General features: G+C 70.0%; 24 protein-coding genes. 14 read left to right on the top strand and 10 right to left on the bottom strand.

The window, feature by feature from the left end; genetic code table 11:
• Window positions 1-43 precede the first annotated feature (43 nt).
• From RZE77_RS18620 to RZE77_RS18605, 4 genes are all read left to right on the top strand, one after another.
• Window positions 44-1,363, top strand: a complete 1,320-nt coding sequence (locus RZE77_RS18620) for a TolC family protein (RefSeq protein ID WP_319438718.1) — start codon at window positions 44-46, stop codon at window positions 1,361-1,363.
• 17 nt (window positions 1,364-1,380) lie between these two features.
• Window positions 1,381-2,700, top strand: coding sequence for an efflux RND transporter periplasmic adaptor subunit (locus tag RZE77_RS18615; RefSeq protein WP_319438717.1), 1,320 nt, complete (start codon window positions 1,381-1,383; stop codon window positions 2,698-2,700).
• Between the two features lie 9 nt (window positions 2,701-2,709).
• Window positions 2,710-5,934, top strand: a complete 3,225-nt coding sequence (locus tag RZE77_RS18610; protein WP_319438716.1) for a CusA/CzcA family heavy metal efflux RND transporter — start codon at window positions 2,710-2,712, stop codon at window positions 5,932-5,934.
• 144 nt (window positions 5,935-6,078) lie between these two features.
• Complete coding sequence (locus tag RZE77_RS18605) at window positions 6,079-6,831, top strand: SDR family oxidoreductase (RefSeq protein ID WP_319438715.1); 753 nt, start codon at window positions 6,079-6,081, stop codon at window positions 6,829-6,831.
• A gap of 17 nt (window positions 6,832-6,848) precedes the next feature.
• Here RZE77_RS18605 and mog read toward each other — a convergent pair whose 3' ends face one another.
• Together mog and yjgA are read right to left on the bottom strand one after the other, a co-directional pair.
• Window positions 6,849-7,439: a molybdopterin adenylyltransferase gene (gene mog / locus RZE77_RS18600; RefSeq protein WP_319438714.1), complete on the bottom strand. Its 591-nt coding sequence runs from the start codon at window positions 7,437-7,439 to the stop codon at window positions 6,849-6,851.
• On the bottom strand, window positions 7,436-8,092 hold the full coding sequence (yjgA, locus tag RZE77_RS18595) for a ribosome biogenesis factor YjgA (RefSeq protein WP_319438713.1): 657 nt from the start codon (window positions 8,090-8,092) through the stop codon (window positions 7,436-7,438). Before yjgA ends, mog begins: the two co-directional genes overlap by 4 nt.
• A 106-nt stretch (window positions 8,093-8,198) precedes the next feature.
• Between yjgA and pmbA the strand changes: the two genes are divergently transcribed.
• On the top strand, window positions 8,199-9,569 hold the full coding sequence (pmbA, locus tag RZE77_RS18590) for a metalloprotease PmbA (protein ID WP_319438712.1): 1,371 nt from the start codon (window positions 8,199-8,201) through the stop codon (window positions 9,567-9,569).
• A gap of 16 nt (window positions 9,570-9,585) precedes the next feature.
• Here pmbA and RZE77_RS18585 read toward each other — a convergent pair whose 3' ends face one another.
• The gene (locus RZE77_RS18585) at window positions 9,586-10,377 is read right to left on the bottom strand and encodes a fumarylacetoacetate hydrolase family protein (RefSeq protein ID WP_319438711.1); all 792 of its coding nucleotides are present in this window, start codon (window positions 10,375-10,377) and stop codon (window positions 9,586-9,588) included.
• Window positions 10,378-10,591: 214 nt separating this feature from the next.
• On the opposite strand from RZE77_RS18585, the gene RZE77_RS18580 reads away from it, so the two are divergent.
• Complete coding sequence (locus RZE77_RS18580; RefSeq protein WP_405547631.1) at window positions 10,592-11,494, top strand: AraC family transcriptional regulator; 903 nt, start codon at window positions 10,592-10,594, stop codon at window positions 11,492-11,494.
• Here the strand turns inward: RZE77_RS18580 and RZE77_RS18575 are convergent.
• Window positions 11,491-12,426, bottom strand: a complete 936-nt coding sequence (locus tag RZE77_RS18575; RefSeq protein WP_319438709.1) for a LysR family transcriptional regulator — start codon at window positions 12,424-12,426, stop codon at window positions 11,491-11,493. The genes RZE77_RS18580 and RZE77_RS18575 overlap by 4 nt on opposite strands.
• Window positions 12,427-12,519: 93 nt before the next feature.
• Between RZE77_RS18575 and RZE77_RS18570 the strand changes: the two genes are divergently transcribed.
• The 6 genes from RZE77_RS18570 to RZE77_RS18545 all read left to right on the top strand — a co-directional run bounded on the left by RZE77_RS18570 (window position 12,520) and on the right by RZE77_RS18545 (window position 20,105).
• Entirely contained in the window at window positions 12,520-14,355 is a 1,836-nt protein-coding gene (locus tag RZE77_RS18570) for a gamma-glutamyltransferase family protein (protein WP_319438708.1), read from the top strand.
• 50 nt (window positions 14,356-14,405) lie between these two features.
• On the top strand, window positions 14,406-15,371 hold the full coding sequence (locus tag RZE77_RS18565) for a Bug family tripartite tricarboxylate transporter substrate binding protein (RefSeq protein WP_319438707.1): 966 nt from the start codon (window positions 14,406-14,408) through the stop codon (window positions 15,369-15,371).
• A gap of 1 nt (window position 15,372) precedes the next feature.
• On the top strand, window positions 15,373-15,933 hold the full coding sequence (locus RZE77_RS18560) for a GAF domain-containing protein (protein ID WP_319438706.1): 561 nt from the start codon (window positions 15,373-15,375) through the stop codon (window positions 15,931-15,933).
• Between the two features lie 79 nt (window positions 15,934-16,012).
• On the top strand, window positions 16,013-19,084 hold the full coding sequence (locus tag RZE77_RS18555; RefSeq protein WP_319438705.1) for a helix-turn-helix transcriptional regulator: 3,072 nt from the start codon (window positions 16,013-16,015) through the stop codon (window positions 19,082-19,084).
• A gap of 120 nt (window positions 19,085-19,204) precedes the next feature.
• A complete protein-coding gene (locus RZE77_RS18550) occupies window positions 19,205-19,564 on the top strand; it encodes a group I truncated hemoglobin (protein ID WP_319438704.1) in 360 nt (119 codons plus the stop codon).
• Between the two features lie 70 nt (window positions 19,565-19,634).
• Window positions 19,635-20,105 carry a cupin domain-containing protein gene (locus RZE77_RS18545; RefSeq protein ID WP_319426854.1) on the top strand — a complete coding sequence of 157 codons (471 nt, stop codon included), beginning with the start codon at window positions 19,635-19,637 and terminating at the stop codon, window positions 20,103-20,105.
• 3 nt (window positions 20,106-20,108) lie between these two features.
• Here RZE77_RS18545 and RZE77_RS18540 read toward each other — a convergent pair whose 3' ends face one another.
• Window positions 20,109-20,384: a DUF4242 domain-containing protein gene (locus RZE77_RS18540; RefSeq protein WP_012748641.1), complete on the bottom strand. Its 276-nt coding sequence runs from the start codon at window positions 20,382-20,384 to the stop codon at window positions 20,109-20,111.
• A gap of 70 nt (window positions 20,385-20,454) precedes the next feature.
• Here RZE77_RS18540 and RZE77_RS18535 point away from each other — a divergent pair, with 70 nt between their 5' ends.
• Window positions 20,455-20,997 (top strand): nucleoside 2-deoxyribosyltransferase, encoded by a 543-nt coding sequence (locus RZE77_RS18535; RefSeq protein ID WP_319438703.1) that lies wholly within the window; start codon window positions 20,455-20,457, stop codon window positions 20,995-20,997.
• 24 nt (window positions 20,998-21,021) lie between these two features.
• Here the strand turns inward: RZE77_RS18535 and RZE77_RS18530 are convergent, their stop codons facing one another.
• Window positions 21,022-21,927 carry a LysR family transcriptional regulator gene (locus tag RZE77_RS18530; RefSeq protein WP_319438702.1) on the bottom strand — a complete coding sequence of 302 codons (906 nt, stop codon included), beginning with the start codon at window positions 21,925-21,927 and terminating at the stop codon, window positions 21,022-21,024.
• Between the two features lie 102 nt (window positions 21,928-22,029).
• Here RZE77_RS18530 and RZE77_RS18525 point away from each other — a divergent pair, with 102 nt between their 5' ends.
• Window positions 22,030-22,797 carry a sulfite exporter TauE/SafE family protein gene (locus tag RZE77_RS18525; protein ID WP_319438701.1) on the top strand — a complete coding sequence of 256 codons (768 nt, stop codon included), beginning with the start codon at window positions 22,030-22,032 and terminating at the stop codon, window positions 22,795-22,797.
• Between the two features lie 12 nt (window positions 22,798-22,809).
• On the opposite strand, the gene RZE77_RS18520 is transcribed toward RZE77_RS18525, so the two are convergent.
• From RZE77_RS18520 to RZE77_RS18505, 4 genes are all read right to left on the bottom strand, one after another.
• Entirely contained in the window at window positions 22,810-23,283 is a 474-nt protein-coding gene (locus RZE77_RS18520) for an NUDIX domain-containing protein (RefSeq protein ID WP_319438700.1), read from the bottom strand.
• The gene (locus RZE77_RS18515) at window positions 23,283-23,732 is read right to left on the bottom strand and encodes a GatB/YqeY domain-containing protein (RefSeq protein ID WP_319438699.1); all 450 of its coding nucleotides are present in this window, start codon (window positions 23,730-23,732) and stop codon (window positions 23,283-23,285) included. The genes RZE77_RS18520 and RZE77_RS18515 overlap by 1 nt, the downstream gene beginning before the upstream one ends.
• A 109-nt stretch (window positions 23,733-23,841) precedes the next feature.
• Window positions 23,842-24,054, bottom strand: a complete 213-nt coding sequence (gene rpsU, locus RZE77_RS18510; RefSeq protein WP_007833691.1) for a 30S ribosomal protein S21 — start codon at window positions 24,052-24,054, stop codon at window positions 23,842-23,844.
• 226 nt (window positions 24,055-24,280) lie between these two features.
• Entirely contained in the window at window positions 24,281-25,522 is a 1,242-nt protein-coding gene (locus tag RZE77_RS18505; RefSeq protein WP_319438698.1) for a BaiN/RdsA family NAD(P)/FAD-dependent oxidoreductase, read from the bottom strand.
• Between the last annotated feature and the right edge of the window lies 1 nt (window position 25,523).

The raw sequence follows: 25,523 nt of genomic DNA, 5'->3' as shown, positions 1-25,523 counted from the left end.
GCCGAATTCGTCCGCCCGTTGTTTTGCAACCCAGGAGAATTCGATGCGCACGCTCTTCGTGCCGCTGGCCGTCATGGCCTTGGCGGTACCCCCGGCATTTTCACAAACCGCTGCCGGTTCCAACCCTTCGCCGATCCGGCACGCGGCCGCGGCAACGGCGGAGCCCGCCGGCCCGCTGGACCTGCGCAGCGCGCTCGCGCTCGCACTGCGCTTCAACCCGGGGCTTTCGTCCGCCTCGCGCGAGCGCGAGGCCAGCGATGCGGCCGTGCTGCAGGCCGGTGCCTGGCCCAATCCGGTGTTCGACGCGCAGGTGGAAGACCTGCGCCGCGGCAGCCGCACCACCACGCTGCAGCTGAACCAGCCCATCGAGCTGGGCGGCAAGCGCGCGGCCCGCGTGACGGCGGCCGAGCGCGCGCGCGACCAGGCCGCTTCGGCGCTGCTCGCGCGGCGCTCCGAACTGCGCGCATCGGCGATCACGCTGTTCTTCGAGGTGCTGGCCGCACAGGAGCGCCTGCGCCTGGCGCAGGATTCGGTGGGGCTTGCGGAGGCGGCGACCCGCGCCGCCGCCAACCGCGTGGCGGCCGGCAAGGTCTCGCCGCTGGAAGAAAGCCGCGCGCGCGTGGCCGAAGCCGGCATCCGCGTCGAGCTGCTGCAGGCCGAAGGCGCGTTGCGTTCGGCGCGCCAGCAATTGGCCGCGCTCTGGAGCAACCCGAACCCGCGCTTCACGCAGGCGGACGGCGCGCTCGACCGGCTGCCGGCTGATGCTGCTGCGGATGTGGTGGGCCGACTCTCCGCGGCGCCGGTGCTGCGGCAGGCGCGGCTCGAGGTCGAGCGGCGCCGGGCGCTGTCGGAGCTGGAACAGGCCCGGCGCGTGCCCGACGTCACCGTGTCGCTGGGCGCCAAGCGCGTGCCGGCCGATGAGGGCATGGGCAGCGGCCGCAATCAGGTGGTGGTCGGCCTGTCGGTGCCGCTGCCGATCTTCGACACCAACCGCGGCAATGTGGCCGAGGCGCTGAGCCGCGAAGAGAAGGCGCGCGACGAGCTCGCCGCGGCCGAGCTGCAACTGGGCGCCGACGTGGCACAGGCCACCGAGCGCCTGCGCTCGGCGCGCGCCACCGCCCTGACCCTGCAGCGCGATGCACTGCCCGGCGCCGAAGCCGCCTACAAGGCCGCCGCCAGAGGCTTCGAGCTCGGCAAGTTCAGCTTTCTCGAGGCGCTCGATGCGCAGCGCACGCTGTTCCAGGTGCGCAACCAGCACCTGCTGGCCGTGGCCGACGCGCACCGCGCTGCCGCCGAGCTCGACCGGCTGCTCGGCACCGGTGGCGAAGAAGAAACCCCTGATGCGGCACCCGCCGCGCGCTGACAAGGAATGCACGAACCATGAACACCAAAGAAGAACGCAAGTCTTTCGCCGAACGCGTCGGCAGGAAGCAGTGGATGGCCATCGCGGTCGTGCTGGCGCTAGGCCTCGGCGCCGGCGCGATGATCCTGCGCACCGCGCCGCCCGCGCCCGAAGCCGCCGGGCATTCGGAAGCCGAGGGGCATGCCGATGGCGAGCACCACGAGGAAGGCAAGGCCGAGGGCAAGGACGAGCACGGCCACGGCCACGGTCACGGTCACGGTCACGGCGAAGCCAAGGGCCATGCCGCCGAGGAGCACAACGAGGAAGAAGAGAAAAAGATCGTCTTCACCGACGCGCAGATCCAGGCCGCCGGCATGGCCATCGAAAGCGCCGGCGCCGCGCGCATCAAGACCACGCTGCAGCTGCCTGGCGAAATCAAGTTCAACGAAGACCGCACGGCCCACGTGGTGCCGCGCGTGGCGGGCGTGGTCGAGAGCGTGCCGGCCAACCTCGGGCAGGAGGTCAAGCGCGGGCAGGTGCTGGCGGTGCTCTCGAGCCCGATGCTGTCGGAGCAGCGCAGCGAGCTTCGGTCGGCAGAGCGCCGGCTCGAACTGGCCCGCACCACCTACCAGCGCGAGAAGAAACTCTGGGAAGAAAAGATCTCGGCCCAGCAGGACTACCTGCAGGCGCAGCAGGCCATGCAGGAGGCGCAGATCGCCGTGGCCAATGCCAACCAGAAGCTGCTGGCGCTGGGCGCCGCGCCCGCCTCTTCGGCCCTGGGACGCTACGAGCTGCGCGCGCCCTTCGACGGCATGGTGGTCGAGAAGCACATCTCGCTCGGCGAATCGGTGAAGGAAGACGCCAGCGTCTTCACCATTTCCGATCTCTCGACCGTGTGGGCCGAGATCAGCGTGGCCGCCAGCAACCTGAACCTGGTGCGCATCGGCGAGCCGGTGACCATCCGCTCGACCGCGTTCGAGCAGGCGGCCAGCGGCACGGTGTCCTACGTAGGCTCGCTGATCGGCGCGCAGACACGCACTGCCACGGCGCGCGTCACGGTGACGAATCCGCAGCGTGTCTGGCGGCCCGGACTGTTCGTGAATGTGGAGCTCGTTTCGTCGGAGGCAGAGGCCCCGGTGACGGTTTCGGCCGATGCGGTGCAGACGGTGGAGGACAAGCCCACCATCTTCCTCAAGGTGCCCGGCGGCTTCATGCCGCAGCAGGTGCAGACCGGCCGCAACGACGGACGGCGCATCGAAGTGTTGAGCGGGCTGAAGCCCGGCACGGCCCATGCCGCGAGCGGCAGCTTCGTCGTGAAGTCGCAGCAGGGCAAGAGCTCTGCCACCCACACCCACTGAGGACGCCGCATGTTCGAACGAGTCATCCGGTTTTCCATCGAGCAACGCTGGCTGGTGCTGCTGGCCGTGCTGGGCATGGCGGCCCTCGGTATCTTCAGCTACCAGAAGCTGCCGATCGACGCCGTGCCCGACATCACCAACGTGCAGGTGCAGATCAACACCGCCGCGCCCGGCTATTCGCCGCTCGAGGCCGAGCAGCGCGTGACCTACCCCATCGAGACGGTGATGGCCGGCCTGCCGGGGCTGCAGCAGACCCGGTCGCTGTCGCGCTACGGCCTTTCGCAGGTGACGGTGATCTTCGAGGACGGCACCGACATCTACTTTGCGCGGCAGCTCGTGAACGAGCGCATCCAGTCGGCGCGCGAACGCATGCCCAGCGGCATCTCGCCGGTGATCGGGCCGATATCGACCGGGCTCGGCGAAATCTATCTCTGGACCGTCGAGGCCGAGGAGGGCGCGAAGAAGGCCGACGGCAAGCCCTACACGCCCACCGACCTGCGCGAGATCCAGGACTGGATCATCAAGCCGCAGCTGCGCAACGTGAAGGGCGTGACCGAGATCAACTCCATCGGTGGCCATGCCAAGGAGTTCCAGGTCGCGCCCGACCCCGCCAAGCTGCAGGCGCACGGCCTTGCGATGGCCGACCTGGTCGGCGCGCTGGAGCGCAACAACGCCAACGTGGGCGCGGGCTACATCGAGAAGCGCGGCGAGCAGTACCTGATCCGTGCGCCGGGGCAGGTGAAGTCGGTGGAGGACATCGGCAACGTGATCCTCGCGAACTCCAGCGCGAGCGCGGCCGGCATGCCGCTGCGCGTGCGCGACGTGGCCGAGGTCGGCATCGGCCAGGAGCTGCGCACCGGTGCCGCCACCGACAACGGCCGCGAGGTGGTGCTGGGCACGGTCTTCATGCTGATCGGCGAGAACAGCCGCACCGTCTCGCAGGCGGTCGACAAGAAGATGCAAGAGATCAACCGCACGCTGCCCGAAGGCGTGAAGGCCGTCACCGTGTACGACCGCACGGTGCTGGTCGACAAGGCCATTGCCACGGTGAAGAAGAATCTGTTCGAGGGCGCGGTGCTGGTGATTGCGGTGCTGTTCCTGTTCCTCGGCAACATGCGCGCGGCGCTGATCACCGCGCTGGTGATTCCGCTGTCGATGCTCTTCACCTTCACCGGCATGGTGAACCAGAAGGTCAGCGCCAACCTCATGAGCCTGGGCGCGCTGGACTTCGGCATCATCATCGACGGCGCGGTGGTGATCGTCGAGAACTGCGTGCGGCGCCTCGCGCATGCGCAGGCCAGGCACGGGCGGGCACTGACGCGCAGCGAGCGCCTCCACGAGGTGTTCGCGGCCTCGCAGGAGGCGCGGCGGCCGTTGCTGTTCGGGCAGCTGATCATCATGGTCGTGTACCTGCCGATCTTTGCGCTCGCGGGCGTGGAGGGCAAGCTGTTCCACCCGATGGCCTTCACCGTGGTGATTGCGCTGCTGGGCGCGATGATCCTGTCGATCACCTTCATTCCCGCGGCCGTGGCGCTCTTCATCGGCAACAAGGTCAGCGAGAAGGAGAACCGCCTGATGCACTGGGCCCGGCGCGGCTACGAGCCGCTGCTGGCGCGCGCGATGGCGGCCAGGCCGCTGGTCATCACCACGGCGGTGGTGGCGGTGCTGCTCTCGGGCCTGCTGGCCACGCGCCTGGGCACGGAGTTCGTACCGAGCCTGGGCGAAGGCGACTTCGCGTTGCAGGCGTTGCGCATTCCGGGCACCAGCCTCACGCAGTCGGTCGAGATGCAAAAACAGATCGAACGCACGCTGAAGGCGAAGTTTCCGGAGATCGAGCGCGTGTTCGCGCGCACCGGCACGGCCGAGATCGCGTCGGACCCGATGCCGCCGAACATCTCCGACGGCTACATCATGCTCAAGCCGCAAAGCGAGTGGCCCGCGCCACGGCGCACGCGCGATGAGCTGCTGGCGGCAGTGCGGGAAGAAGTCGAGAAGCTGCCGGGCAACAACTACGAGTTCTCGCAGCCGATCCAGCTGCGCTTCAACGAGCTGATCTCGGGCGTGCGCAGCGACGTGGCCGTGAAGATCTTCGGCGACGACATGGAGGTGCTGAACAAGACCGCGGCCGAAGTGTCGGGCGTGCTGGGAAAGATCCCCGGCGCCGCCGAAGTGAAGGTCGAGCAGACCACGGGCCTGCCGATGCTCACGGTGAACATCGACCGCAGCAAGACCGCGCGCTACGGCCTCAACGTGGGCGACGTGCAGGACGCGGTCTCCATCGCGGTGGGCGGGCGCGAGGCCGGCACGCTGTTCGACGGCGACCGGCGCTTCGGCATCATCGTGCGGCTGCCCGAGAACCTGCGCACCGACCTGGAGGCGATCAAGCGCCTGCCGTTGGCGCTGCCCGCGGGCGCGGGCGCGCAGGCTCCGCAGCGCGCCAGCTTCATTCCGCTCGGCGAAGTCGCCACGCTGGAGCTTGCGCCGGGCCCGAACCAGGTGAGCCGCGAGGACGGCAAGCGCCGCATCGTGGTGAGCGCCAATGTGCGCGGCCGCGACCTCGGCTCCTTCGTGGCCGAGGCCGAGGAGGCGATGCGCAAGGTGCGCATTCCGCCGGGCTACTGGACGGCGTGGGGCGGCCAGTACGAGAACCTGGCGTCGGCCGCCGAGCGGCTGCAGGTGGTGGTGCCGGTGTCGCTGCTCTTGGTGTTCACGCTGCTGTTCGCGATGTTCGGCAACCTGAAGGATGGGTTGCTGGTGTTCACCGGCATTCCGTTCGCGCTCACGGGCGGCATCGTCGCGCTGTGGCTGCGCGGCATTCCGCTGTCGATCTCGGCGGCGGTGGGTTTCATCGCGTTGTCGGGCGTGGCGGTGCTCAACGGGCTGGTGATGATCTCGTTCATCCGCAAGCTGCGCGAAGGCGGACTGCCGCTCGACGCGGCAATCAGCGAAGGCGCGCTCACCCGGCTGCGGCCGGTGCTGATGACCGCGCTGGTCGCGTCGCTGGGCTTCGTGCCGATGGCCATAGCCACGGGCACCGGCGCCGAGGTGCAGCGGCCGCTGGCCACGGTGGTGATCGGCGGCATCCTGTCATCGACCGTGCTGACGCTGCTGGTGCTGCCGCTGCTCTATCGCATGGCGCACCGGCGCGAGGAGAACGAAGAGAAGGAGGGCGCGCGCGAACAGAGCCATGGTGCACCGCTCGATCCTGCGCACGGAGTGGTCCATGGCACATGAACTGGTCCGCGCCGGGCTTTACGGGCGGGCCGGTTCCAAGTAGCTTTCGCCCCTGGTGTCACAAACCATTCCCACCGGACGTCTTGCTTGCAAGGACGTCCGCGGGGGGCGTTCTCTGGACTGCCTTTTCACAAGGAATCGACCATGAAGATCGTCATCATCGGGGGCTCCGGCCTCATCGGCTCCAAGCTCGCCGCACGGCTGCGCCGCACCGGCCACGAAGTCGTTGCCGCCTCGCCCTCCACGGGCGTCAACACGCTCACGGGCGAAGGGCTGGAGGAGGCCCTGGCGGGTGCACAGGTTGTCGTCGACGTGGCGAACTCGCCGTCGTTCGAGGACGAGGCCGTGCTGCGCTTCTTCGAGACCTCGGGCCGCAACCTGCTCGCGGCCGAGGCCGAAGCCGGCGTGGCCCACCACATCGCGCTCTCGGTCGTCGGCACCGACCGGCTGCTCGCCAGCGGCTATTTCCGCGCCAAGCAGGCCCAGGAAGAGCTGATCGAGGCCTCGCCCGTGCCCTACACGATCGTGCAGGCGACGCAGTTCTTCGAGTTCCTGGGCGGCATTGCCAACGCAGGCGCCGCGGGCAGCGAGATCCGCCTGTCGCATGCCTTGGTGCAGCCGATTGCGGCGGAAGACGTTGCCGCTGCGCTGGCTGACATCGTGAACGAGCCGCCGGCCGGTGGGCGCGTGGAGATCGCAGGCCCCGAGGCCGTGCCGCTCGATGAGCTGGTGCGCCGTTTTCTCGCTGCGACGGGCGATGCCCGGCAGGTCGTGACCGATGCCGAAGCGGTTTACTTCGGCGTGCGCCTCGACGACCGCTCGCTCACGCCGGCCGCCGGCGCGCGCCTCGCGCCGACCGGCTTCGAGGCCTGGGTCCGGCAGCGCCCGAAGGCCTGACCCCGCTGGCCCGCCGCCTAGCGCGGCGGCCGGATGGCCGACTTGGGCCGGAAGGCCTTGCAGACCGTGTCGTCCGTTTCGAGGTACGGACCGCCGATCAGGTCGATGCAGTAGGGCACCGCCGCGAAGATGCCGGGCACGGCCTGCACGCCTTCGGTGTCCTTGAGCCCTTCGAGCGTTTCCGCGATCGACTTCGGCTGCCCCGGCAGGTTGATGATCAGGCTCTTGTCGCGGATCACCGCCACCTGGCGCGACAGGATCGCGGTGGGCACGAAGCGCAGGCTGATCTGGCGCATCTGCTCGCCGAAGCCGGGCATTTCCTTGTGGGCCACGGCCAGCGTGGCCTCGGGCGTCACGTCGCGCAGGGTCGGGCCGGTGCCGCCGGTGGTCAGCACCAGCGAGCAGCCGGCGTTCACCAGCTCGATCAGGGTGGCGCTGATGAGGGCCGCTTCGTCGGGAATCAGCCGGGCCTCGAAATCGATCGGGTTCTTCAGCGCGCGGCCGAGCCAGGCCTGCAGCGAGGGCAAGCCCTTGTCTTCATAAGTGCCGCTGGAGGCGCGGTCGCTGATGGAGACGATGCCGATGCGGACGGAGTCGGGTGTGGTCATGCGTCCTCTTCCCGATCCTGCGCGGCCGCCGCGGCCGCATGGTCCGCACCGCCGTGCACCGCGAGCTGCGCGCGCACCAGCTGGAAGATCTCGCGGTAGGCCTTGCCCTGGCGCGGCGCCTCGCCGGCCGGCCCGGCCTTCAGGTCCTTGCGGGCCTGGCGCACCAGGGCGCGCAATTGCTGCGAATCGGTGGCGGGGTGGGTTTCGATCCAGCCGCCCAGCGCGTCGTCGTCGGCAATCAGCCGATCGCGCCAGCGCTCGGCCTCGTGCAGCGCGGCGGTTTCGGCCGCGGGCACGCTGTTCTGCTCGGTCAGGGCGAGCTTCACGGCTTCGAGTACTTCGGGTTCGAGCTTGCGCATCAGCTTGCCGATGAACTGCATCTGGCGCCGCTTGCCCTCGAAATTGGTGATGCGCTTGGCCTCGGCGACGGCGTCGACCAGTTTTTCGCCCAGCGGGAGCGCGTCGAACAGGCCGGCGCGCAGGCCGAGCAGTTCGGTGCCGAGCTTTTGCAGTTCGTCGCTTTCGCGCTTGAGGTCGGTGCGGCTGGCTTCGTCGGTGCCCTTGAGCTCGCGCTTGAGCTCCAGGTCGAGCTCGCTGCCAACGGCTACGAACTGGCCACGGACGAAATAGCCTTTTTTGGGTTTGCGGGACATGGGGTGGATTCTGGGCCGCACCGTGCGGCGTTGCAACGCGTGCAATGCGCAAGTGGGAAGCCGGGGCAAAACGGGATATGGGGGGCGCAAGTATCATAGCCACCACATGACGACATCCTCCTCGCGCGCCGATTCCGGCTTCGCCTACAGCCGCTCCTTCTTCGAAAACCTGGTCGACACGGCCCTGGCCCACGCCAGGAAGCTCGGTGCCACCGACGCCGGCGCCGAGGCCTCCGAGGGCTGCGGGCTCAGCGTCTCGGTCCGCAAGGGCGAACTCGAGAACGTGGAGCGCAACCGCGACAAGTCGCTCGGCATCACGGTCTACGTGGGCCACCGCCGCGGCAACGCCAGCACCTCCGACTTCTCCGAGGCCGCCATCGCCCAGACCGTGCAGGCGGCCTACGACATCGCCCGCTTCACCGCCGAAGACCCGGTCAGCGGCCTTCCCGACGAAGAGGACATCGCCAAGGAGCACCCCGAGCTCGACCTGTTCCATCCCTGGAGCGTGACCAGCGAAGAAGCCGCCAGGCTCGCGCTCGAATGCGAAGAGGCGGCGCTCTCGACCGACAAGCGCATCACCAACAGCGAAGGCGCGGGCGTCTCGGCCCAGCAGAGCCACTTCTTCAGCGCCCACACGCACGGCTTCCGCGGCGGCTACGCCAGCTCGCGGCATTCGATGTCGGTCGCGCCCATTGCCGGCAAGGGCGACGACATGCAGCGCGACTCCTGGTACAGCTCCATGCGCTCGGCCGGCGAGCTGGCCAGCCCGCAGGCGGTGGGCCGCTATGCCGCCGAACGGGCGCTGAGCCGGCTCAAGTCGCGCAAGATCAAGACCACCGAGTGCCCGGTGCTGTTCGAGTCGCCGCTGGCCGTGGGCCTCCTGGGCGGGCTGGTGCAGGCCGTGAGCGGCGGGGCGCTGTACCGCAAGAGCACTTTCCTGCTCGATTCGCTCGGCAAGCCGGTGCTGCCCAAGCACGTCGACGTGGCCGAAGACCCGCACATCCTGCGCGGCAAGGGCAGCTCGCCCTTCGACGACGAAGGCGTGGTGACCCGTGCACGCAAGGTGGTGGACGCCGGCCGGCTCGAAGGCTACTTCCTCTCGACTTATTCCGCGCGCAAGCTGGGCATGAAGACCACCGGCAACGCCGGCGGCTCGCACAACCTGATCCTGAGCTCGCGCCTCACCAAGCCCGGCGACGACCTCGACGCCATGCTCGCCAAGCTCGGCACAGGCCTGTTCGTCATCGAGCTGATGGGGCAGGGCGTGAACTACGTGACCGGCGACTACTCGCGCGGCGCGAGCGGCTTCTGGGTCGAGAAGGGCCGCATCGCCTTTCCGGTGCACGAGATCACCATTGCCGGCAACCTGAAGGACATGCTGATGGGCATCGAGGCCATCGGCGCCGATGCCTACACCTTCGGCGCCAAGACCACCGGCTCGGTGCTGGTCAACCGCATGAAGGTGGCCGGCAGCTAGCCGGCCGGCGCATCCATCAGACGATGCGCACCGACAGGTTCGGCAGGCCGTCGATGTGGATCTCGATCACATCGCCGCGCACCACCGGACCCACGTTCTCGGGCGTGCCCGAATAAATGATGTCGCCGGGCATCAGCTCGAAAGCCTGCGACAGGCGGCTGATCTGCTCCGCCACCGACCAGATCATGTGCTTGAGCGTGGCGTTCTGCTTGGTCTGGCTGTTCACCTTGAGCCAGATCGAGCCGTCGGTGTAGTGGCCGACCTTGGCCACCGGATGGATCGGCCCGATGGGCGCCGAGCGGTCGAAGCTCTTGCCGATCTCCCAGGGCTTCTTCTGGTCGCCCAACTCGCGCTGCAGGTCGCGCCGGGTCATGTCCAGCCCGAGCGAATAGCCGTAGACCAGGCCCAGCGCATCCGCCGCCGCGATGTTGCGGCCGCCCTTGCCGAGCGCGACCACCAGTTCCACCTCGTAGTGGTAGTTCTTGGTGAGCGAGGGGTACGGATGGTCAGCCACGGTGCCGGGCGTGACGACCTGGATCGCATCGGTCGGTTTCTGGAAGAAGAAGGGCGGCTCGCGGGTAGGGTCGGAACCCATCTCGCGCGCATGGGCCGCATAGTTGCGACCGATGCAGTAGATGCGGCGCACCGGAAACGCCTGCTCGCTGCCGGCGATCGGCACCGTGGTCTGCGCCACCGTGAAGGGCGTTGGCGCCGAGCGCGATGCGCCGGCCGGCAGCGCGCAGCCGGCCATGGCGCTGGCGGCCACGGCGGCGGAGCCGGCCAGCAGGCCGCGTCGTGAATTGGACATGGTCTTTGTCTCCTGGATCTTTGATGAAAGGCGATGAAGGCCGGCCGCAGCCGGCTGGGCCATTCTGGAGCGCGCCGCGGCGGCGCTTGCGTACGCATCTACGCAAAAACAGGACGCAAGCAACACCGGGCCGCCTGCAGGGCCGCCCAGGACAGGGGCTTACCATCGCGCCATGCCGTCGGCCCTTCCATCCAGCAGCCTGCGCCTGTACGGCATGCAGGAGCGCGCGAACCACCTCGACTTCGACATCCGCTTCGAAGGCGCGCGCGACGTGCTGGCGCGTCCGCACCGGCACGAGTATTTCCAGATCCAGGTGAGCATCCACGGCGGCTCGCAACAGGTGATCGGCGGCGCGGTGCGGCCGTTCACCGCAGGGCACCTGAGCTTCGTTTTGCCCTACCGCGTGCACGTGGTGCCGCATCCGCCCGGTGCGCGCTATGCCATCGTGAATTTCGACCAGGGCTTTCTCTGGCCCGAGCTCGCGGTCGAGCCGCTCGACCTCGAGGAGGTGCCGGCCGCGCGCCAGCCCGAGCTCGCGCCCTTCCTGTTCCAGGAATACGTGGACTTCCACTTCGGCGATGCCGATTTCGCGCGCATCCTCGGATGGCTCGATGAGCTCGCCGTGCTGAACCGCGAGCGGCGCTTCGGCGCCGTGGGCGCGATCCGCGGCATCCTGCTGCAGCTGATGGCGCTGGCCTGCCACCGGCACGAGGCGCCGCTGCTCGCGCAGGCGGCGCTGCAGAGCGGCCGCAGCGCCGGCCACGCTGCGCTGCAGCGCGTGATGCGCTACGTGCGCGAGCACCTGGCCGAAGAGATGTCGCTCAACGACGCCGCGGCGGCGGCCATGCTCTCGCCCAACTACCTCGCGCACCTGCTCAAGAAGCAGACCCAGCGCACCTTCACCGAGCTGGTGACCGAGCGCCGCCTGGAACGCGCGAAGGAACTGCTGGTGACTTCGAACGCCCGCATCGGCGACATCGCGCGGCAGTGCGGCTTCGGCGATGCCGTGTACTTCAGCCGCCGCTTCAGGCTGCACAACGGCGTCACGCCGCGGCAGTTCCGCAGCCAGGCCGATGCCGGGCTGGCGGCGGCGGCGCAGGCGCTTTCCAGCCGCTAGGGCCGCGCGCCGCGAAGCGCTTCGGTCATCGCATCCACGATGGTCGCGTTGGCCGTATCCTGCAGCCGCACCACGCCCACCGGCGGCAGGTTCCACTGCAGGCGCTGGGGCATCACGCGGGCGCCGCTCGCATCGGCCACCTCCTGCGCAATGTCGTCGGGCAGGATGGTGATCGCGTCAGGCATGTGCCGCAGCACCGACACCAGCGTCTTGTGCGCGTAGGCCTCCAGCAGGGGCACCGGCACCGGCTGCCCGGCCGAGGCGAAGATCGAATGGATCATCTGGCGGATCGGCGTGTCCGCCGGCGGGAAGATCCAGTGCAGGGACACGAAGGCCTCCCAGTCCAGTCCGCGCCGCAGCAGCCGCTGGGCGGCCGTGCGCGACACCACGAGGCGCGGCTCCTGCTCGTAGAGAAACTGCTGTGCCAGCCCGGCTTCGGCGCTGGCCGGCGTGAAGCGGCAGATCGCGCAGTCCAGCGTGCGCGCCCGCACGGCCTGCACGAGCGCATGGGTCGTGGCCTCTTCGACCACGAAGCCCAGGCGCGGCCGCACTGCCAGCAGGTGCTGCCAGACGGCGTCCTGCGTGACGCGCGAAAGAAAGGGAATGACGCCGATGCGCAGCCGCCCCTGCAGCCCCGTGCCGAGCGCTGCCAGGTCCTCGCCCAGCGATTGCGCATCGGCCAGCGCAACCCGCGCCCGTGCCAGCACCAGCAGGCCCGCGGCCGTGGGCTCCAGGCCGCGCCGGCCGCGGGTGAACAGCGGCGTCATGAAGATGTTCTCGATCTCGCCCAGCGCGCGCGTGACGGTGGGCTGGCTCAGGCCGAGGTGCTGCGCCGCGCGGCTGACCGAGCGCTGGCGCTCGAGCTCCGCGAGAAGGGCGAAGTGGCGCAGCTTGAGCCGCGGCGTGAGGTGTTGCAGTGTCGGCGCCGGCATGCCGCCATCCTATGCGAGAGCTATAGCAGCCAATGCATGCATTCATCAGAAAATATGCAGAAGCAGCTATTCGTTGTTTCTACACTCGGCCGGATGTTCACGACCCGTCCTGAAATCGCCGGCACCTTCGGCGTCGCCTCCTCGACCCATTGGCTGGCCTCGCAAACCGCGATGGGCGTGCTCGAGCGCGGCGGCAACGCCTTCGACGCCGCCGTGGCCGCGGGCTTCGTGCTGCAGGTGGTGGAGCCGCATCTCAACGGCCCCGGCGGCGAGGCGCCGATCCTGCTGTGGAGCGAACGCGAGCGGCGCATGCACGCCATCCGTGGACAGGGCTGCGCGCCGGCCGAGGCCAGCGCCGCGGCGTTCCGTGCGCTCGGCTTCGAGCAGGTGCCGGGCATCGGCCTGCTGGCGGCCACGGTGCCGGGTGCGTTCTCCGCCTGGCTCACCATGCTGCGCGAGCACGGCACCTGGTCGCTCGCCGGGGTGCTGGCTCCGGCGATCGGCTATGCGCGCGACGGCTTTCCGCTGGTGCCGCGCGTCGCCGAGGCAATTTTTGCCGTGCGCGGCCTGTTCCTCGAACACTGGCATTCGTCGGCCGAGGTGTGGCTGCCCGGCGGCAAGCTGCCCCAGCCGGGTGCGCTGTTCCGGCTGCCGGCGCTGGCTGCCACCTACAGCCGCATCGTCGAGACCGCCGAGCGCGAAGGCAGCGGCCGCACCGGCGTGATCGATGCGGCGATCCGCACCTGGCAGCAGGGCTTCGTGGCGCGCGAGATCGACAGCTACTGCCGCGGCACGGCCGTGCGCGACAGCAGCGGCGAGGCGCATGCCGGCCTGCTGCGCTTCGAGGACATGGCCGCATGGCGCGTTGCCACCGAGGCGCCGCTCACGGCCCAGTTCGGCCGCTACACGGTCGCGAAGTGCGGCTTCTGGAGCCAGGGGCCGGCTTTCCTGCAGCAGATCGGCATGCTGCGCCACGCGGGGCTCGAGCACCATGCGCCCGGCACGGCGGGCTTCGTGCACCGCATCACCGAAGCCGCCAAGCTGGCCCTGGCCGACCGGCTGGCTTGGTATGGCGCGGCGTCCGGCGCGCGGGCCGATGCGCAGCAGGCGCTGCTGTCGGATGCCTACCTGCGCGAACGCTGGGCCATGGTCGATCCAGCGCGCGCGTCCGACGTGCTGCGGCCCGGCGAGCCGCTCGGCCTGGCGCCGCGCCTGCCCGACCTGGACGTGAGTGCGCGGACCCTGCGCACGGCCGACACGCGCTTCGGCGTCGGCGAGCCCACCTTCGCCGCGCTGCCGCCGGTCGCCGAATGGGCGGAGCGCGAGATCTTCGTGGGCGACACCTGCCACATCGACGTGGTCGATCGGCACGGCAACATGGTCGCGGCCACGCCTTCGGGCGGCTGGCTGTCCTCGAGCCCTGCGATTCCGGCGCTGGGCTTCGCGCTGAACACGCGGCTGCAGATGAGCTGGCTCGACGAGGGGCTGCCCAGCTCGCTCGAGCCGCGCGTCGCGCCCTGCACCACGCTGTCGCCGTCGATGGCGCTGCGCGACGGCGAGCCCTACATGGCGTTCGGAACGCCCGGTGGCGACCAGCAGGACCAGTGGTCGGTCGGCTTCTTCCTGCGCCATGCGGTGCACGGCCTCAACCTGCAGCAGGCCATCGACGCGCCGGCCTGGCACGTCAAGCACGCTCCCGGCTCCTTCTGGCCGCGCCAGACCACGCTCAACACGCTCACGCTGGAATCGCGCTTCGACCCCGAGGCGCTCGAACAGCTGCGCGCAATGGGCCACCGCGTGCAGGTCGGCGATGCCTGGTCCGAAAGCCGCATGTCCGCCTGCAGCCGCGAACACGACGCGCAGGGCCGGCTGGTGCTGCGCGCCGGCGCCAACCCGCGCGGCATGCAGGGCTATGCCGTGGGCCGCTGATTTCCGCCCCTTTGCTTCAACTTCCTCCTCTTCGTTCCAAGGACATCACCATGCTCCAACGTGCCTTCCGGGGCCTGCTTCTGCTGGCCCTCTCATGCGCCGCGCAGGCCGCGCCGGCTGCCTACCCCGAGAAGCCGATCACGCTGGTCGTTCCCTGGGCCGCCGGCGGCTCGACCGACATCCTGGCGCGCGCCATTGCCGAGCAGCTCGGCAAGTCGATGGGCCAGCCGGTGGTGGTCGACAACCGTGTCGGCGCTTCCGGCAACATCGGCTCCAACTTCGTCGCCAAGGCCAGGCCGGACGGCTACACGCTGCTGATCGGCTCGATGAGCACGCACGCGATGAACCCCACGCTGATGCCCGGCATGCCCTTCAAGGGCGCGGATGACTTCACGCCCATTGCGCTGGTGGCCAACGTGATCAACACGATGGTCGTCAACCCTTCGGTGCCGGCAAAGGACCTGCGCGAGTTCATCGCCTACGCCAAGGCCAACCCCGGCAAGCTGGCGTACGCCTCGGCCGGCGGCGGCTCCACCAACCACCTCAGCGCCGAGATGTTCAAGAAGGCGGCCGGCATCGACATGCTGCACGTGCCCTACAAGGGCGGCGCGCCGGCCGTGCTCGACACGGTGGGCAACCAGACCCAGGTGCTGTTCTCCGCCGGCACGCAGACGCTGCCGCACGTCAAGGCGGGCAAGCTGCGCCTGCTGGCCGTGACGGAGCCCAAGCGTTCCGCGCTGCTGCCCGATACGCCTACCGTCGCCGAGACGCTGCCCGGCTACGAGATGAGCGTGTGGTACGCCGCATTCGGACCCGCGGGCATGCCCGCCGAGCTGGTTGCGCGGCTCAATGCCGAAATCAACAAGGCCCTGGCGGTGCCCGAAGTTCGCGCCCGCATGGACGCGATCGGCGTCGAGCTGGTGAAGAGTACACCCGAGCAGCTGGCCGCCTCGCTTCGCAGGGACACCGAGCGCTATGGCAAGGTCATCCGGGACCTCGGGATCAAGCTTGACTGAGGTGTTGTCCGCCGAAGTGTGCGAGCGGCTGTGCGACGCTTTGCCGCGGGCCGCCACGGTCGATGCTGCGCTGGGGCACATCGAGTCGGCGCGCCGCGCGCTGCTCGGGCCGGGGCTGCTCACGGTGAACCTGAACGCGACGGCCCCGGATGATCCGCCGGACGAAGTGCAGCTGCAGCGCCTCTGGTCCTCCGACCCGCAGGCCTATCCGGTGGCCGGCCGCAAGCGCAAGACGCTCACGCGCTGGACGCAGCAACTGCTGGTGCGCGCCGAGGTCTTCGTCGGTGAAGGCGAGGCGGCGCTGGCCGAGGTGTTCGACGACCACGTGCTCATTGCCACGCTGGGCTTGCGCGCGGTGGTGAACGTGCCGCTGCTGGAAGACGGCCGATGTGCGGCCACCTTCAACGTGCTGGGCACACGCCCGCGCTGGACGCAGCAGGAGATTGTGCTGGTGCGGCTGCTGGCCCTGCTGGCCACGCCGTGGGTGTTGCGCGCGCGCCGCGATGCTTTGGCATCTAGGCCGCGGCCGCCGGGCCGACAGCCTTCCTCCACCGTCGCGTAAGTCCTAAGTCCTATAAACCTTCGCCGCGCGCAGACTCGCGCTTGCCGGTCCCCTTGGCCGGCAAAGCACAAGGAGCGGCATGGCTGCACTGGACCGGATCGGCTGTCATCGCTGCGGGCGCGTTCGCCTGCACGCCGATGCGCCATGTCCGGCCTGCGGCGCGGCGCCTGCCGCAAGAGCGGCGGTGGCGGGCGCGAACGAGCCCTTCGTCGGCCGCCGCGGCGAATTGCAGCTGGCGCACGATGCGCTCGGCGGGGCGCTGGCCGGGCGCGGCCGCGTCGTCATGCTGAGCGGCGAGGCCGGCATCGGCAAGACGCGGCTGGCCCAGGAGGTGGCGACGCTGGCGCTGCGGCGCGGCATGCTGACGCTGTGGGGCCGCTGCCTCGAGGAACCGGGCGCGCCGCCCTTCCTGCCGTGGACCCGCGCGATGCAGGCCTGCCTGCGGGCCTGCCGCGACGAGCGCCTGCCCGCGCTGCTCGGGCGCGAGGCCGCCGCGGCCGTCGAGATTGCGCCCGAGCTCGCCGAGCGGCTGCCCCCCGGCACCGCGGTGCCGGCGATCGGCGAGGGCGACCAGGCGCGCTTCCGGCTGTTTGCCGCGGTCGCGCATTTCTGGCGCCAGGTGGCGACGCTGCGCCCGCTGCTGCTGATCCTGGACAACCTGCACTGGGCCGATGCATCGTCGCTGCGGCTGCTGGCCTTCATCGCCCAGGATGTCGGCGAATCCCGCATCCTGCTGCTCGGCTCCTACCGCGAGGCCGGCCTGTCGCGCCAGCATCCGCTGGCGGCCACCCTGGCCGAGCTGCTGAACACGCGGCAGTTCTGCCGCCTGCCGCTGCAGGGCCTGAGCCTCGACGAAACCGAGCGGATGGTGGCCGCGGCCAGCACGGTGACGCCGCCGCCCGCCGTGATCGCGACCATGCATCGCCGCACCGAGGGCAATCCGCTGTACCTGGTCGAGACGCTGCGCTTCCTGCAGCAGGGGCACTGCGGCAACGACCCGCACGCCGCCGCGGCGCGGGCCGAGACCGTGCCGAGCGGCATCCGCGCGGTGATCGGCCGGCGGCTCGACCAGCTCTCGGCGCCGTGCTGCGAACTGCTCGCGATCGCCGCATGCATCGGCCGCGACTTCGACCTGCCGCTGCTGGCCGAGCTGGCCGGCACCGGCAGCCAGGCCGCGCTGCTGGGCAGGCTCGACGAGGCGCTGGTGCAGCGCGTCATCGAGGCTGTGCCGCCCGGGCCGCAGTACCAGTTCAGCCACGTGCTGATCCGCGAGGTGCTCTACGACGAACTGCCCGCGGCGCGCCGCGTCGCGCTGCACGCGCGCATCGCCGAGTCGCTCGAGGCGCGCCACGCCGGGGGGCTCGATGCGGTGCTGGCGCAGCTCGCCTACCACGCGGCCGCGGCCCTGCCCGCGGGCAGCGCGGCGCGCGCGCTGGACATCGCGCAGCAGGCCGCCGCGCGGGCCGTGGCGCTGATGGCACACGAAGAGGCCCTGCGCTGCTACCGCCTCGCGCTGCAACTGCAGGAACGCTGGCTGCCGGCAGAGCGCGCGCGGCATGGCGCGCTGCTGCTGGCACTCGGTGCGGTCCAGGTGCATGCCGGCGAGAACGACGCCGGCGCCGCCACATTCCTCGAAGCGGCCACGCTGGCGCGGTCGCTCGGCGACGCGGACCTGTTCGCGCAGGCGGCGCTCGGCTTCGAGAACAACGGCTGGCGCATCAGCCGCCCGGGCGAGCAGGCGGCGGCGTTGCTCGAGGAAGCGCTGGCGTCATCGGACAGCTTCGACGCCGCGCTGCGGGTCGACCTGCTGGCCGCGCTGTGCCGCGCCTGCATCTTCTGCGGCCGCCAGCCGCAGGCCAACGCGGCGCAGCGCCAGGCGGTTGCGCTGGCGCGCGAACTGGCGATGCCGCAGCCGCTGTTCAAGGCGCTGGCGGCGATCCTGCCGGCGCGCGCCGATCCCACCCAGCTCGACGAACGCCTGCGCTGCGCGCGCGAGGCACTCGAAGTGGCCGAGCGTGCCGGCCACATGGAGTGGGTCGACGCGCTGACTGGCTGGTACTTCGGTGACCTGGTCGAGAAGGGCGAACTCGGCGCGGCGCGCCCGCTGGCGCAGGTCCATGCGCGGGTGGCGGACGCGATCCGCCAGCCCTTCATGCAGGCCATGGGGCTCGCCAGCCTCACATTGCTCGCCGCCTACGAGGGCCGCTTCGCGGATGCCGAGCGGCTGGCCGGCGAGACCTTCACGGTCGGGCAACGCTTCCTGCCCGGCAACGCGCAGGGCGCCTACAGCCTGCAGATCTTCGTGCTGCGGCGGCACCAGGGCCGCCTTGGCGAGGTGCTGCCGGTGCTGCGCGGCCTGGTCGGCAGCGTGCCGCGCGACAGCCTCTGGCAGCCCGGCCTCGCGCTGATCTGTACCGAGCTCGACCTGCACGAGCCGGCCCGCGAGGCCTACGAGGCGCTCGCGGCCGACGGCTTTGCCGGCATTGCGCGCGACGGCATGTGGCTGACCAACATCGTCTTTGCGGCCGAGGTCTGCGCCCGCCTCGGCGACCGGCCGCGCGCGGCGCTGCTGTACCGGCTGCTCGCACCCTATGCCGGCCGCAATGTGGTGACCGGCACCAACATCGCCTGCTTCGGCGCCGTGGACCGCTACCGCGGCATGCTGGCCGCGCTGGCCGGCGACGATGCGAACGCCGCAGTGCATCTGCAGGCCGCGGTCGCCCTGGACGAGCGCTGCGGCGGCCGCCCCTGGCTGGCGTACAGCCGCTTCGAATGGGCGCGCTGGCTGGCCGCGCGCGGCGATGCAGCGGCCGCGGGCACGCAGCTCGATGCGGCACTCGCGCTCGGCCGCGAACTGGGCATGGCCAGCCTGGCGCGGCGCTGCGAGGCGCTGCAGCGCGAACTGGCAGGCGCCAGTGCGGTGCCGTCCGCGTCTCCCGAGGGCCTGAGCCGGCGCGAGCTCGCCGTGCTGCGGCTGCTCTGCGCCGGCTGCAGCAACCAGGCGATCGCCGAGCGCCTGTTCATCAGCCCGCACACGGTGGCGCACCACGTGCGCCACATCCTCTCCAAGACCGACTGCCGCAGCCGCACCGAAGCTGCGGCCTGGGCGCACCGCCACCGCGTCGCGGCCGACGGCCTGGAGCAATCCTGATCGCCGGGGCGGTCCGGCGCGAAATGGTCAATTCGGGCGATGCGCGGCCGCGCGCCCAGGCCTAACTTCGGTTCTCGGGCTCGGCGCCGCCGGGCCCCTCAACCTGAAGGAGTGCGCCCCATGCCTGCAACCCTGTACGAACGACTTGGTGGAGAGGAGCGCATCCAGCGGCTCGTCACCGACGTCGTCGAGAACCACTACACCAACCCGCTCATCCGTTCGCGCTTTGCGAACAGCAACCGCGCCGACGTCGAGCGCCACGTGGTCGAGTTCCTCTGCTCCGGCAGCGGCGGCCCGCAGTGCTACACCGGCAAGGACCTGGTGTCGGCCCACAAGGGCATGAACATCAACGAGCAGGAGCTGGTCGCCGCAATGGACGACATCGTCGCGGCCATGACCAAGAACGGCTACGACCAGGCCGAGAAGAACGAGGTGGTCGCGATCCTCTATTCGTTGAAGGGCGACGTGGTGCGGCTGTAGACGCAGCCGCAGCTCTCGCTCGCGCTCCGGCGGCGCTTCGCCGGTGACACGGAAGGAAAGGAACCTCACCATGACACGCCAACCATTTGCCGCCTGGGCGATCGGGGCCGCCCTGATCGCGGGCATCGCCACCAGCTGGGCCCAGTCCGGCGACCACCGGATGATCTCGCCCGCCGACCTCAAATGGGCCGATGTTCCCTCGCTGCCGCCCGGCGCGAAGCTCGCGGTGATCGAAGGCCCGATGAGCGAGGCCGTGCCTTTCACGGTGCGCATCAAGGTGCCGGCCAATTACCGGATTCCGTCGCACTGGCATCCGGCCGTCGAGCGGGTGACCGTGCTCTCGGGCACCTTCCACATGGGCCTGGGCGACAAGCTCGACATGCAGAAGTCGATGCCGGTGGTTGCGGGCGGCATGATGATCCTGCAGGCCAAGACGCCGCACTTCGCCTGGACCAGCGAGGAAACGGTGGTGCAGCTGCACGGCACCGGTCCCTGGGGCGTGACCTACGTCAATCCGGCGGACGACCCGCGGGCGAAATGAACTTCAGGCCGACAGGAGGTCGGCCGGCAGCGGCGGCGGGCGCAGCTCGCCGACCTCGACCACCACATCGGCCGGCAGTCCGTTGCGCCGTGCCGCCTCGCGGATCGGCTCGATGCCGGGGGCTTCATACAGGCAGTACGTCTTCTTCTTGTCGGCGCTGAGGAACGAATACAGCCAGCGCACGCCGACGTCGTCGTTGACGCGGATGATGCCGGCCGCGGCCTCGGGCGAGACCTCGAGTTGATCCGCAAAATTGCGCTCGATCAGATAGAGAGGCATGGCGGCTCCTTCGTCGTGAGGAAGTGCCATCGTAGTACGGCGGGCCGCAAAAACCTAAGATGTGCCCTTCATGGACACATCTCCCGACAACCCGGCGCGCCCGCGGATCTACCTTGCCGGCCCCGACGTCTTCCGCCCCGACGCCAGGGAGCACTTCGTGCGGCTCGCGGCAGCCTGCGACGCGCTGGGGCTGGCGGCCCTGCTGCCGGCCGACGGCAACGAGGAGCCGGGCGCACAGGCGCCCGAAATGCAGATCTACCAGGCCAACATGCAGCGCCTTCGCGGCGCCGACGGCGTGGTGGCCAACCTCGCGTGCTTCCGCGGCCTGGAGCCCGATTCGGGCACGGTGTTCGAGGTGGGCGCCGCGGTGGCGCTGCAGATTCCGGTCGTGGCCTACGGCGTGCCCGCGGGCAGCTATGCCGACCGTGCCCGGGTAGCGCTGCAGTGCGCGCCCGATGCGGCCGGGGTGCTGCGCGAGAGCGGCAGCGGCATCGCGGTCGAGGACTTCGGGCAGCCGCTGAACCTCATGCTGGCCTGCTCGATCCACATCGCGCCGACGCCGGAAGCGGCGCTGCAGAAGATGGCGGAACTGCTCGCCGCGCCCGCGCGCTGAGCCGGCCGGAGAAGGGCGCCGCGGCTACTTCGCCGCCACCTGTTCCACCGGTGCCACCAGGTGCTCGAGCATGCGCCGCGCATTGAGCGGCAGCTCCTGCGACGAGCGCACGCATGCCATCAGCGTGCGCTCGGCCCAGGCGTCGCCGAGCGCGGCGCGCGCGATCTTCATCGAGCGGGCGCAGCGTTCGGCCGCCGTCTGCGGCACGATGCCCACGCCGATGCCGTGCGCCACCATGCGGCACACGGCCTCGAAGTTGCCCACGCGCACGCGGTAGGCCAGGTGCTTGCCGAGCGCGCGGGCATGCTGCGTGAGCAGCAGCTGCAGCGCGCTGTCGGCGGGCAGTCCGACGAATTCGCTGTCGATCACCTCGGCCAGCATCACGCGGCGGCGCCCGGCCAGCGCATGGCCGCGCGGCATCACCAGCACCAGGTCGTCGCGGCGGAACGGGTGGCATTCGAGTCCCTCGGTGTCGATGGCGTCCGAGACGATGCCGATGTCGCAGCGGCCGCTGCGCAGCGCGTCGACGGTGTCGGGGCTGGGGCGCTCCTCCAGGTCGACCGAGATGCGCGGGTGCTGCATGAGAAAGCGGCTCAGCACCTCGGGCAGGTGCTCGGTCAGCGCCGAGGTGCCGCACATGAAGCGCACGTGGCCCTTGAGGCCCTGGCCGTATTCGCCGAGCTCGCCGCGCAGGCGCTCCATCTGCTGCAGCACGACGCGCGCATGGTGCAGCAGCGTGCGGCCGGCCTCGGTGGGGCGCACGCCCTGCGCATGGCGCGTGAGCAGCGGGCTGCCGAGGGCGTCTTCCATGCCGCGCACGCGCTGGCTGGCCGAGGCGAGCGTCATGTGCGAGCGCGCCGCACCGGCCGTGAGGCTGCCGGCCTCCACAACGTGGAGAAAAAGCCGCAGGTCGGTGAGATCGAATCGCATGGTGAGGCCGCAAGGTAGCACGGGAGCCTCAGCCTGTGCCTGAGGCCGGCTGCGCGAATGCCGCATTTCCAGGCGCGGCCGGTGCCGGCAGACTGCGCCGCAATGACGATTTCGAATGATTTTGCAGAACTGGCAACGGGCCACTGGGCGGCGGCCACCCTGGTGTTTCTGCTGGCCGGCGTGGTCAAGGGCGTGATCGGGCTCGGACTGCCGACGGTGTCGATGGCGCTGCTTGCGCTCTGGATGCCGCCGGTGCGCGCGGCGGCGCTGCTGATCGCGCCTTCGCTCGTCACCAACCTCTGGCAGACCGGGCCGCGCGCGAGCTTCTGGGCGGTGCTGCGCCGCATCGGCGGCATGCAGGCGGGCATCGTGGCGGGCACCCTGGGCGGCGCACTGTGGCTCGGCGTGCCGGCGGGCACCTGGGCTTCGATCGCGCTGGGCGTGGCGCTGGTGGCCTATGCGCTCTGGGGGCTCACGGGGCGGCAGCTGCAGGTGCCCGCGGCGCACGAGCGCTGGCTCGGGCCGGTGGTGGGCGCCGCCACCGGATTGGTGACGGCGGTGACCGGGGTGTTCGTGGTGCCGGCCGTGCCCTATCTGCAGGCCCTGGGCTTCCAGCGCGATGCGCTGATCCAGGCGATGGGCATCTCGTTCACCACCTCGACCGTGGTGCTCGCCATCGGGCTCGCGGGCAACGGCGGCTATCCGATGGCGGCGGTGGGGGGATCGCTCGCCATGCTGGCGCCGGCGATCGGCGGCATGGCGATCGGCACCTGGCTGCGCAAGCGGTTGCCGGTGGCGGTGTTCAGGCGCTGCTTCCTGGCCGGGCTGGCGCTGCTGGGGCTCTACATGGTGGTTCGCGCGCTGGCGTGAACCCGACGGGCCCTACGCTGCGAGCAGAGCCGCGCGAACGCGCTCGATGGCCTGCTGGTAGGGCAGGGTGAAGTTGGCGGTGTCGTCACCGGCCGCCAGCCAGCTGAACGAGAACACCAGGCCGTCTTCCTCGGGGCTGCCCATGGCCACGTGGTCGAAGGTTTCGGGCAGCGGGCCGTCGGCGCGCATCAGGAACAGGTGCCACAGCTGGGGGTGGCGCAGCGTATTGCCCTCGATGCCGGCTTCGCAGTCGCGCTGCAGGGTGCCGAGCGGCAGCAGCTCGCCGACGTGGTCGATGCCCGATTCCTCCAGCAGCTCGCGCCGCACCGCCACCTCGGGCGATTCGCCGGGTTCGATGGTGCCCTTGGGCAGCTGCATGTTGCCGTCGCCGGGGTGGCGGAACACCAGCAGCCGGCCCCTGGCGTCGACCAGGCAGGCGCAGGCCTTCAGGATCGGGCTGGTGCGGCCGCTGCTGCTGTCGTTCATCAGGCGTTCGCGAGGGCGGCCTTGACCGCGGCGCTCACCTGGCCCATGTCGGCCTTGCCCGCGAGGCGGGTCTTGACCGCACCCATCACCTTGCCCATGTCGCCGGGGCCCTTGGCGCCCAGTTCGGCCACGATGGCCTTCACTTCGGCGGCCACTTCGTCGGCGCTCATGCGCTGCGGCAGGTAGACCTCGAGCACCTTGATCTCGGCCGATTCCTTGTCGGCCAGGTCGGTGCGGCCGCCGGTGGTGAACGCGGCGATCGAGTCCTTGCGCTGCTTGACCATCTTGTCGACGATGGCAACGACCATGGCGTCGTCGAGCTCCACGCGCTCGTCGACTTCCTTTTGCTTGAGCGCGGCCAGCAGCAGGCGGATGGTGCCCAGGCGCTCCGAGTCCTTGGCGCGCATCGCGGTCTTCATGTCTTCGGTGATCTGTTCTTTGAGTGTCATTCGGCACAGCCTTTCGGAAAAAACAAAAGCCGCGGCAGGTTTCCCTGGCGCGGCTGGAGCAACGGGGCGCTGGCGGTGACTTTCGTCGACGGCCGGGCCCGGGTGTTGCTTAGTACAGCTTCTTGGGCAGCTGCATGCTGCGCACGCGCTTGTAGTGGCGCTTGACGGCGGCTGCCTTCTTGCGCTTGCGCTCGGCGGTCGGCTTTTCGTAGAACTCGCGGGCACGCAGGTCGGTCAGCAGGCCGAGCTTTTCGATGGTGCGCTTGAAGCGGCGCAGGGCGACGTCGAAAGGCTCGTTTTCTTTAACGCGGATGGTGGTCATTGATGAATCGTTGAACTGAATTTGGCCTGGGGAGATCGAGGCCCCAAGCCGGGGTTCCTCAACTGAAAAATTTTTGCGGCCGTTGAGGGAAGGCCAAAGTTAGCCCGCGAGTATAGCACTCCCCCAGGCTCCGCGCACTTCGTGTCGCTCCTCCCTCCCCCTCGCCGGGGGCAACACCAGTGGCCCGGCGGAGCCGGTTCCACGGTGTTCTGGAAAGGAGGCCTTTTCAGAAGGACGTGGCGCAGGCGTGAGCACTGGCCCAGGCCCATTGAAAGTTGTATCCGCCCAACCAGCCCGTCACATCGACCACTTCGCCGATGAAATACAGGCCCGGCTGCTTCGATTCCATGGTCTGGGAGGACAGATCGCGGGTATCGACGCCGCCAGCGGTGACTTCGGCCTTTTTGTAACCTTCGGTGCCGCTGGGGGTGATCTGCCAGCGGGCAATGCGCTCGGAAAGCGCCGCCAGGGCCTTGTCGGCGGCCTCGTTGACGGGCCGCTGCAGGGCCGGATCCTGCCCGACCCAGGCATCCGCCAGCCGGGAGGGCACCAGCGCGGCCAGCTCGTTGGCGATGCGCTTCTTCGAGCGCAGCTTGGCTTCGCCCAGGGCCTCGGCCACGTCCACGCCGGGCGCGAAGTCGAGCGTGAGCGGGCTGCCGGGCTTCCAGTAGCTTGAAATCTGCAGCACGGCCGGACCGGAAAGGCCGCGGTGGGTGAACAGCAGGTCTTCGAGGAAGGCCATCCTGTCTTTCTTGGCGCCGGTCTCGATGCGCACCGGCAGCGCCAGCCCGGCCAGTTCGGCATACGGCGCCCAGGCCTCGCCGCCGAAGGTCAGCGGCACCAGGGCCGGGCGCGGCGTGACGACGCGCAGGCCGAACTGCTCGGCCAGCCGGTAGCCGAAGTCGCTGGCGCCGATCTGCGGAATCGACAGGCCGCCGGTGGCGACCACCAGCCTGGGCGTCTCGATGGGGCCCCTGGTGCTATCGATCCGGTAGCTGCCTGCGCCCGATGCATCGGCGTCGGAGGCTGAAAACACGATCTTTCCCAGCTTGCACGGCTGCCAGCGCGTGACGCTGCCCGCGTCGCACTCGGCCAGCAGCATGTCGATGATCTGCTGCGAGGATCCGTCGCAGAACAGCTGCCCCTTGTGCTTCTCGTGGAAGGCGATGCCGTGCTTCTGCACCAGATCGATGAACTGCTGCGGCGCATAGCGCGACAGCGCCGAGCGGCAGAAATTCGGGTTGTCGCCGATGAAGTGGCGCTGTGGGGCGCGCACGTCGAGGTCGCGGTTGGTGAAGTTGGCGCGTCCGCCGCCCGAGATGCGGATTTTTTCCGCGATCTTTTCGCTGTGGTCGACCAGCAGCACCTTGAGCCCGCGCTGCCCGGCGAGCGCCGCGCAGAACAGGCCCGCGGCACCGGCGCCGACCACGACGGCGTCGAAAAGATGAACCGGAGAAGAATTGCTCAAG

This window comes from Variovorax sp. SPNA7, assembly GCF_033807855.1.
In the GTDB taxonomy this organism is placed as follows: Bacteria; Pseudomonadota; Gammaproteobacteria; order Burkholderiales; family Burkholderiaceae_C; genus Variovorax; species Variovorax beijingensis.
Note: the sequence above shows the minus strand (reverse complement) of the source record. Positions and strands in the feature narration are given on the sequence as shown.

Excerpts from the sequence above, each read along its gene's own strand:
- mog (WP_319438714.1), bottom strand. The coding sequence starts at position 7,439 with ATGACCACACCCGACTCCGTCCGCATCGGCATCGTCTCCATCAGCGAC.
- RZE77_RS18565 (WP_319438707.1), top strand. The coding sequence starts at position 14,406 with ATGCTCCAACGTGCCTTCCGGGGCCTGCTTCTGCTGGCCCTCTCATGC.
- RZE77_RS18525 (WP_319438701.1), top strand. The coding sequence starts at position 22,030 with ATGACGATTTCGAATGATTTTGCAGAACTGGCAACGGGCCACTGGGCG.
- rpsU (WP_007833691.1), bottom strand. The coding sequence starts at position 24,054 with ATGACCACCATCCGCGTTAAAGAAAACGAGCCTTTCGACGTCGCCCTG.
- RZE77_RS18515 (WP_319438699.1), bottom strand. The coding sequence starts at position 23,732 with ATGACACTCAAAGAACAGATCACCGAAGACATGAAGACCGCGATGCGC.
- RZE77_RS18580 (WP_405547631.1), top strand. The coding sequence starts at position 10,592 with ATGCAGGAGCGCGCGAACCACCTCGACTTCGACATCCGCTTCGAAGGC.
- RZE77_RS18615 (WP_319438717.1), top strand. The coding sequence starts at position 1,381 with ATGAACACCAAAGAAGAACGCAAGTCTTTCGCCGAACGCGTCGGCAGG.
- RZE77_RS18605 (WP_319438715.1), top strand. The coding sequence starts at position 6,079 with ATGAAGATCGTCATCATCGGGGGCTCCGGCCTCATCGGCTCCAAGCTC.
- RZE77_RS18530 (WP_319438702.1), bottom strand. The coding sequence starts at position 21,927 with ATGCGATTCGATCTCACCGACCTGCGGCTTTTTCTCCACGTTGTGGAG.
- RZE77_RS18545 (WP_319426854.1), top strand. The coding sequence starts at position 19,635 with ATGACACGCCAACCATTTGCCGCCTGGGCGATCGGGGCCGCCCTGATC.
- RZE77_RS18535 (WP_319438703.1), top strand. The coding sequence starts at position 20,455 with ATGGACACATCTCCCGACAACCCGGCGCGCCCGCGGATCTACCTTGCC.
- RZE77_RS18520 (WP_319438700.1), bottom strand. The coding sequence starts at position 23,283 with ATGAACGACAGCAGCAGCGGCCGCACCAGCCCGATCCTGAAGGCCTGC.
- RZE77_RS18555 (WP_319438705.1), top strand. The coding sequence starts at position 16,013 with ATGGCTGCACTGGACCGGATCGGCTGTCATCGCTGCGGGCGCGTTCGC.
- yjgA (WP_319438713.1), bottom strand. The coding sequence starts at position 8,092 with ATGTCCCGCAAACCCAAAAAAGGCTATTTCGTCCGTGGCCAGTTCGTA.
- RZE77_RS18585 (WP_319438711.1), bottom strand. The coding sequence starts at position 10,377 with ATGTCCAATTCACGACGCGGCCTGCTGGCCGGCTCCGCCGCCGTGGCC.
- RZE77_RS18570 (WP_319438708.1), top strand. The coding sequence starts at position 12,520 with ATGTTCACGACCCGTCCTGAAATCGCCGGCACCTTCGGCGTCGCCTCC.
- RZE77_RS18540 (WP_012748641.1), bottom strand. The coding sequence starts at position 20,384 with ATGCCTCTCTATCTGATCGAGCGCAATTTTGCGGATCAACTCGAGGTC.
- RZE77_RS18620 (WP_319438718.1), top strand. The coding sequence starts at position 44 with ATGCGCACGCTCTTCGTGCCGCTGGCCGTCATGGCCTTGGCGGTACCC.
- RZE77_RS18610 (WP_319438716.1), top strand. The coding sequence starts at position 2,710 with ATGTTCGAACGAGTCATCCGGTTTTCCATCGAGCAACGCTGGCTGGTG.
- RZE77_RS18575 (WP_319438709.1), bottom strand. The coding sequence starts at position 12,426 with ATGCCGGCGCCGACACTGCAACACCTCACGCCGCGGCTCAAGCTGCGC.
- pmbA (WP_319438712.1), top strand. The coding sequence starts at position 8,199 with ATGACGACATCCTCCTCGCGCGCCGATTCCGGCTTCGCCTACAGCCGC.
- RZE77_RS18550 (WP_319438704.1), top strand. The coding sequence starts at position 19,205 with ATGCCTGCAACCCTGTACGAACGACTTGGTGGAGAGGAGCGCATCCAG.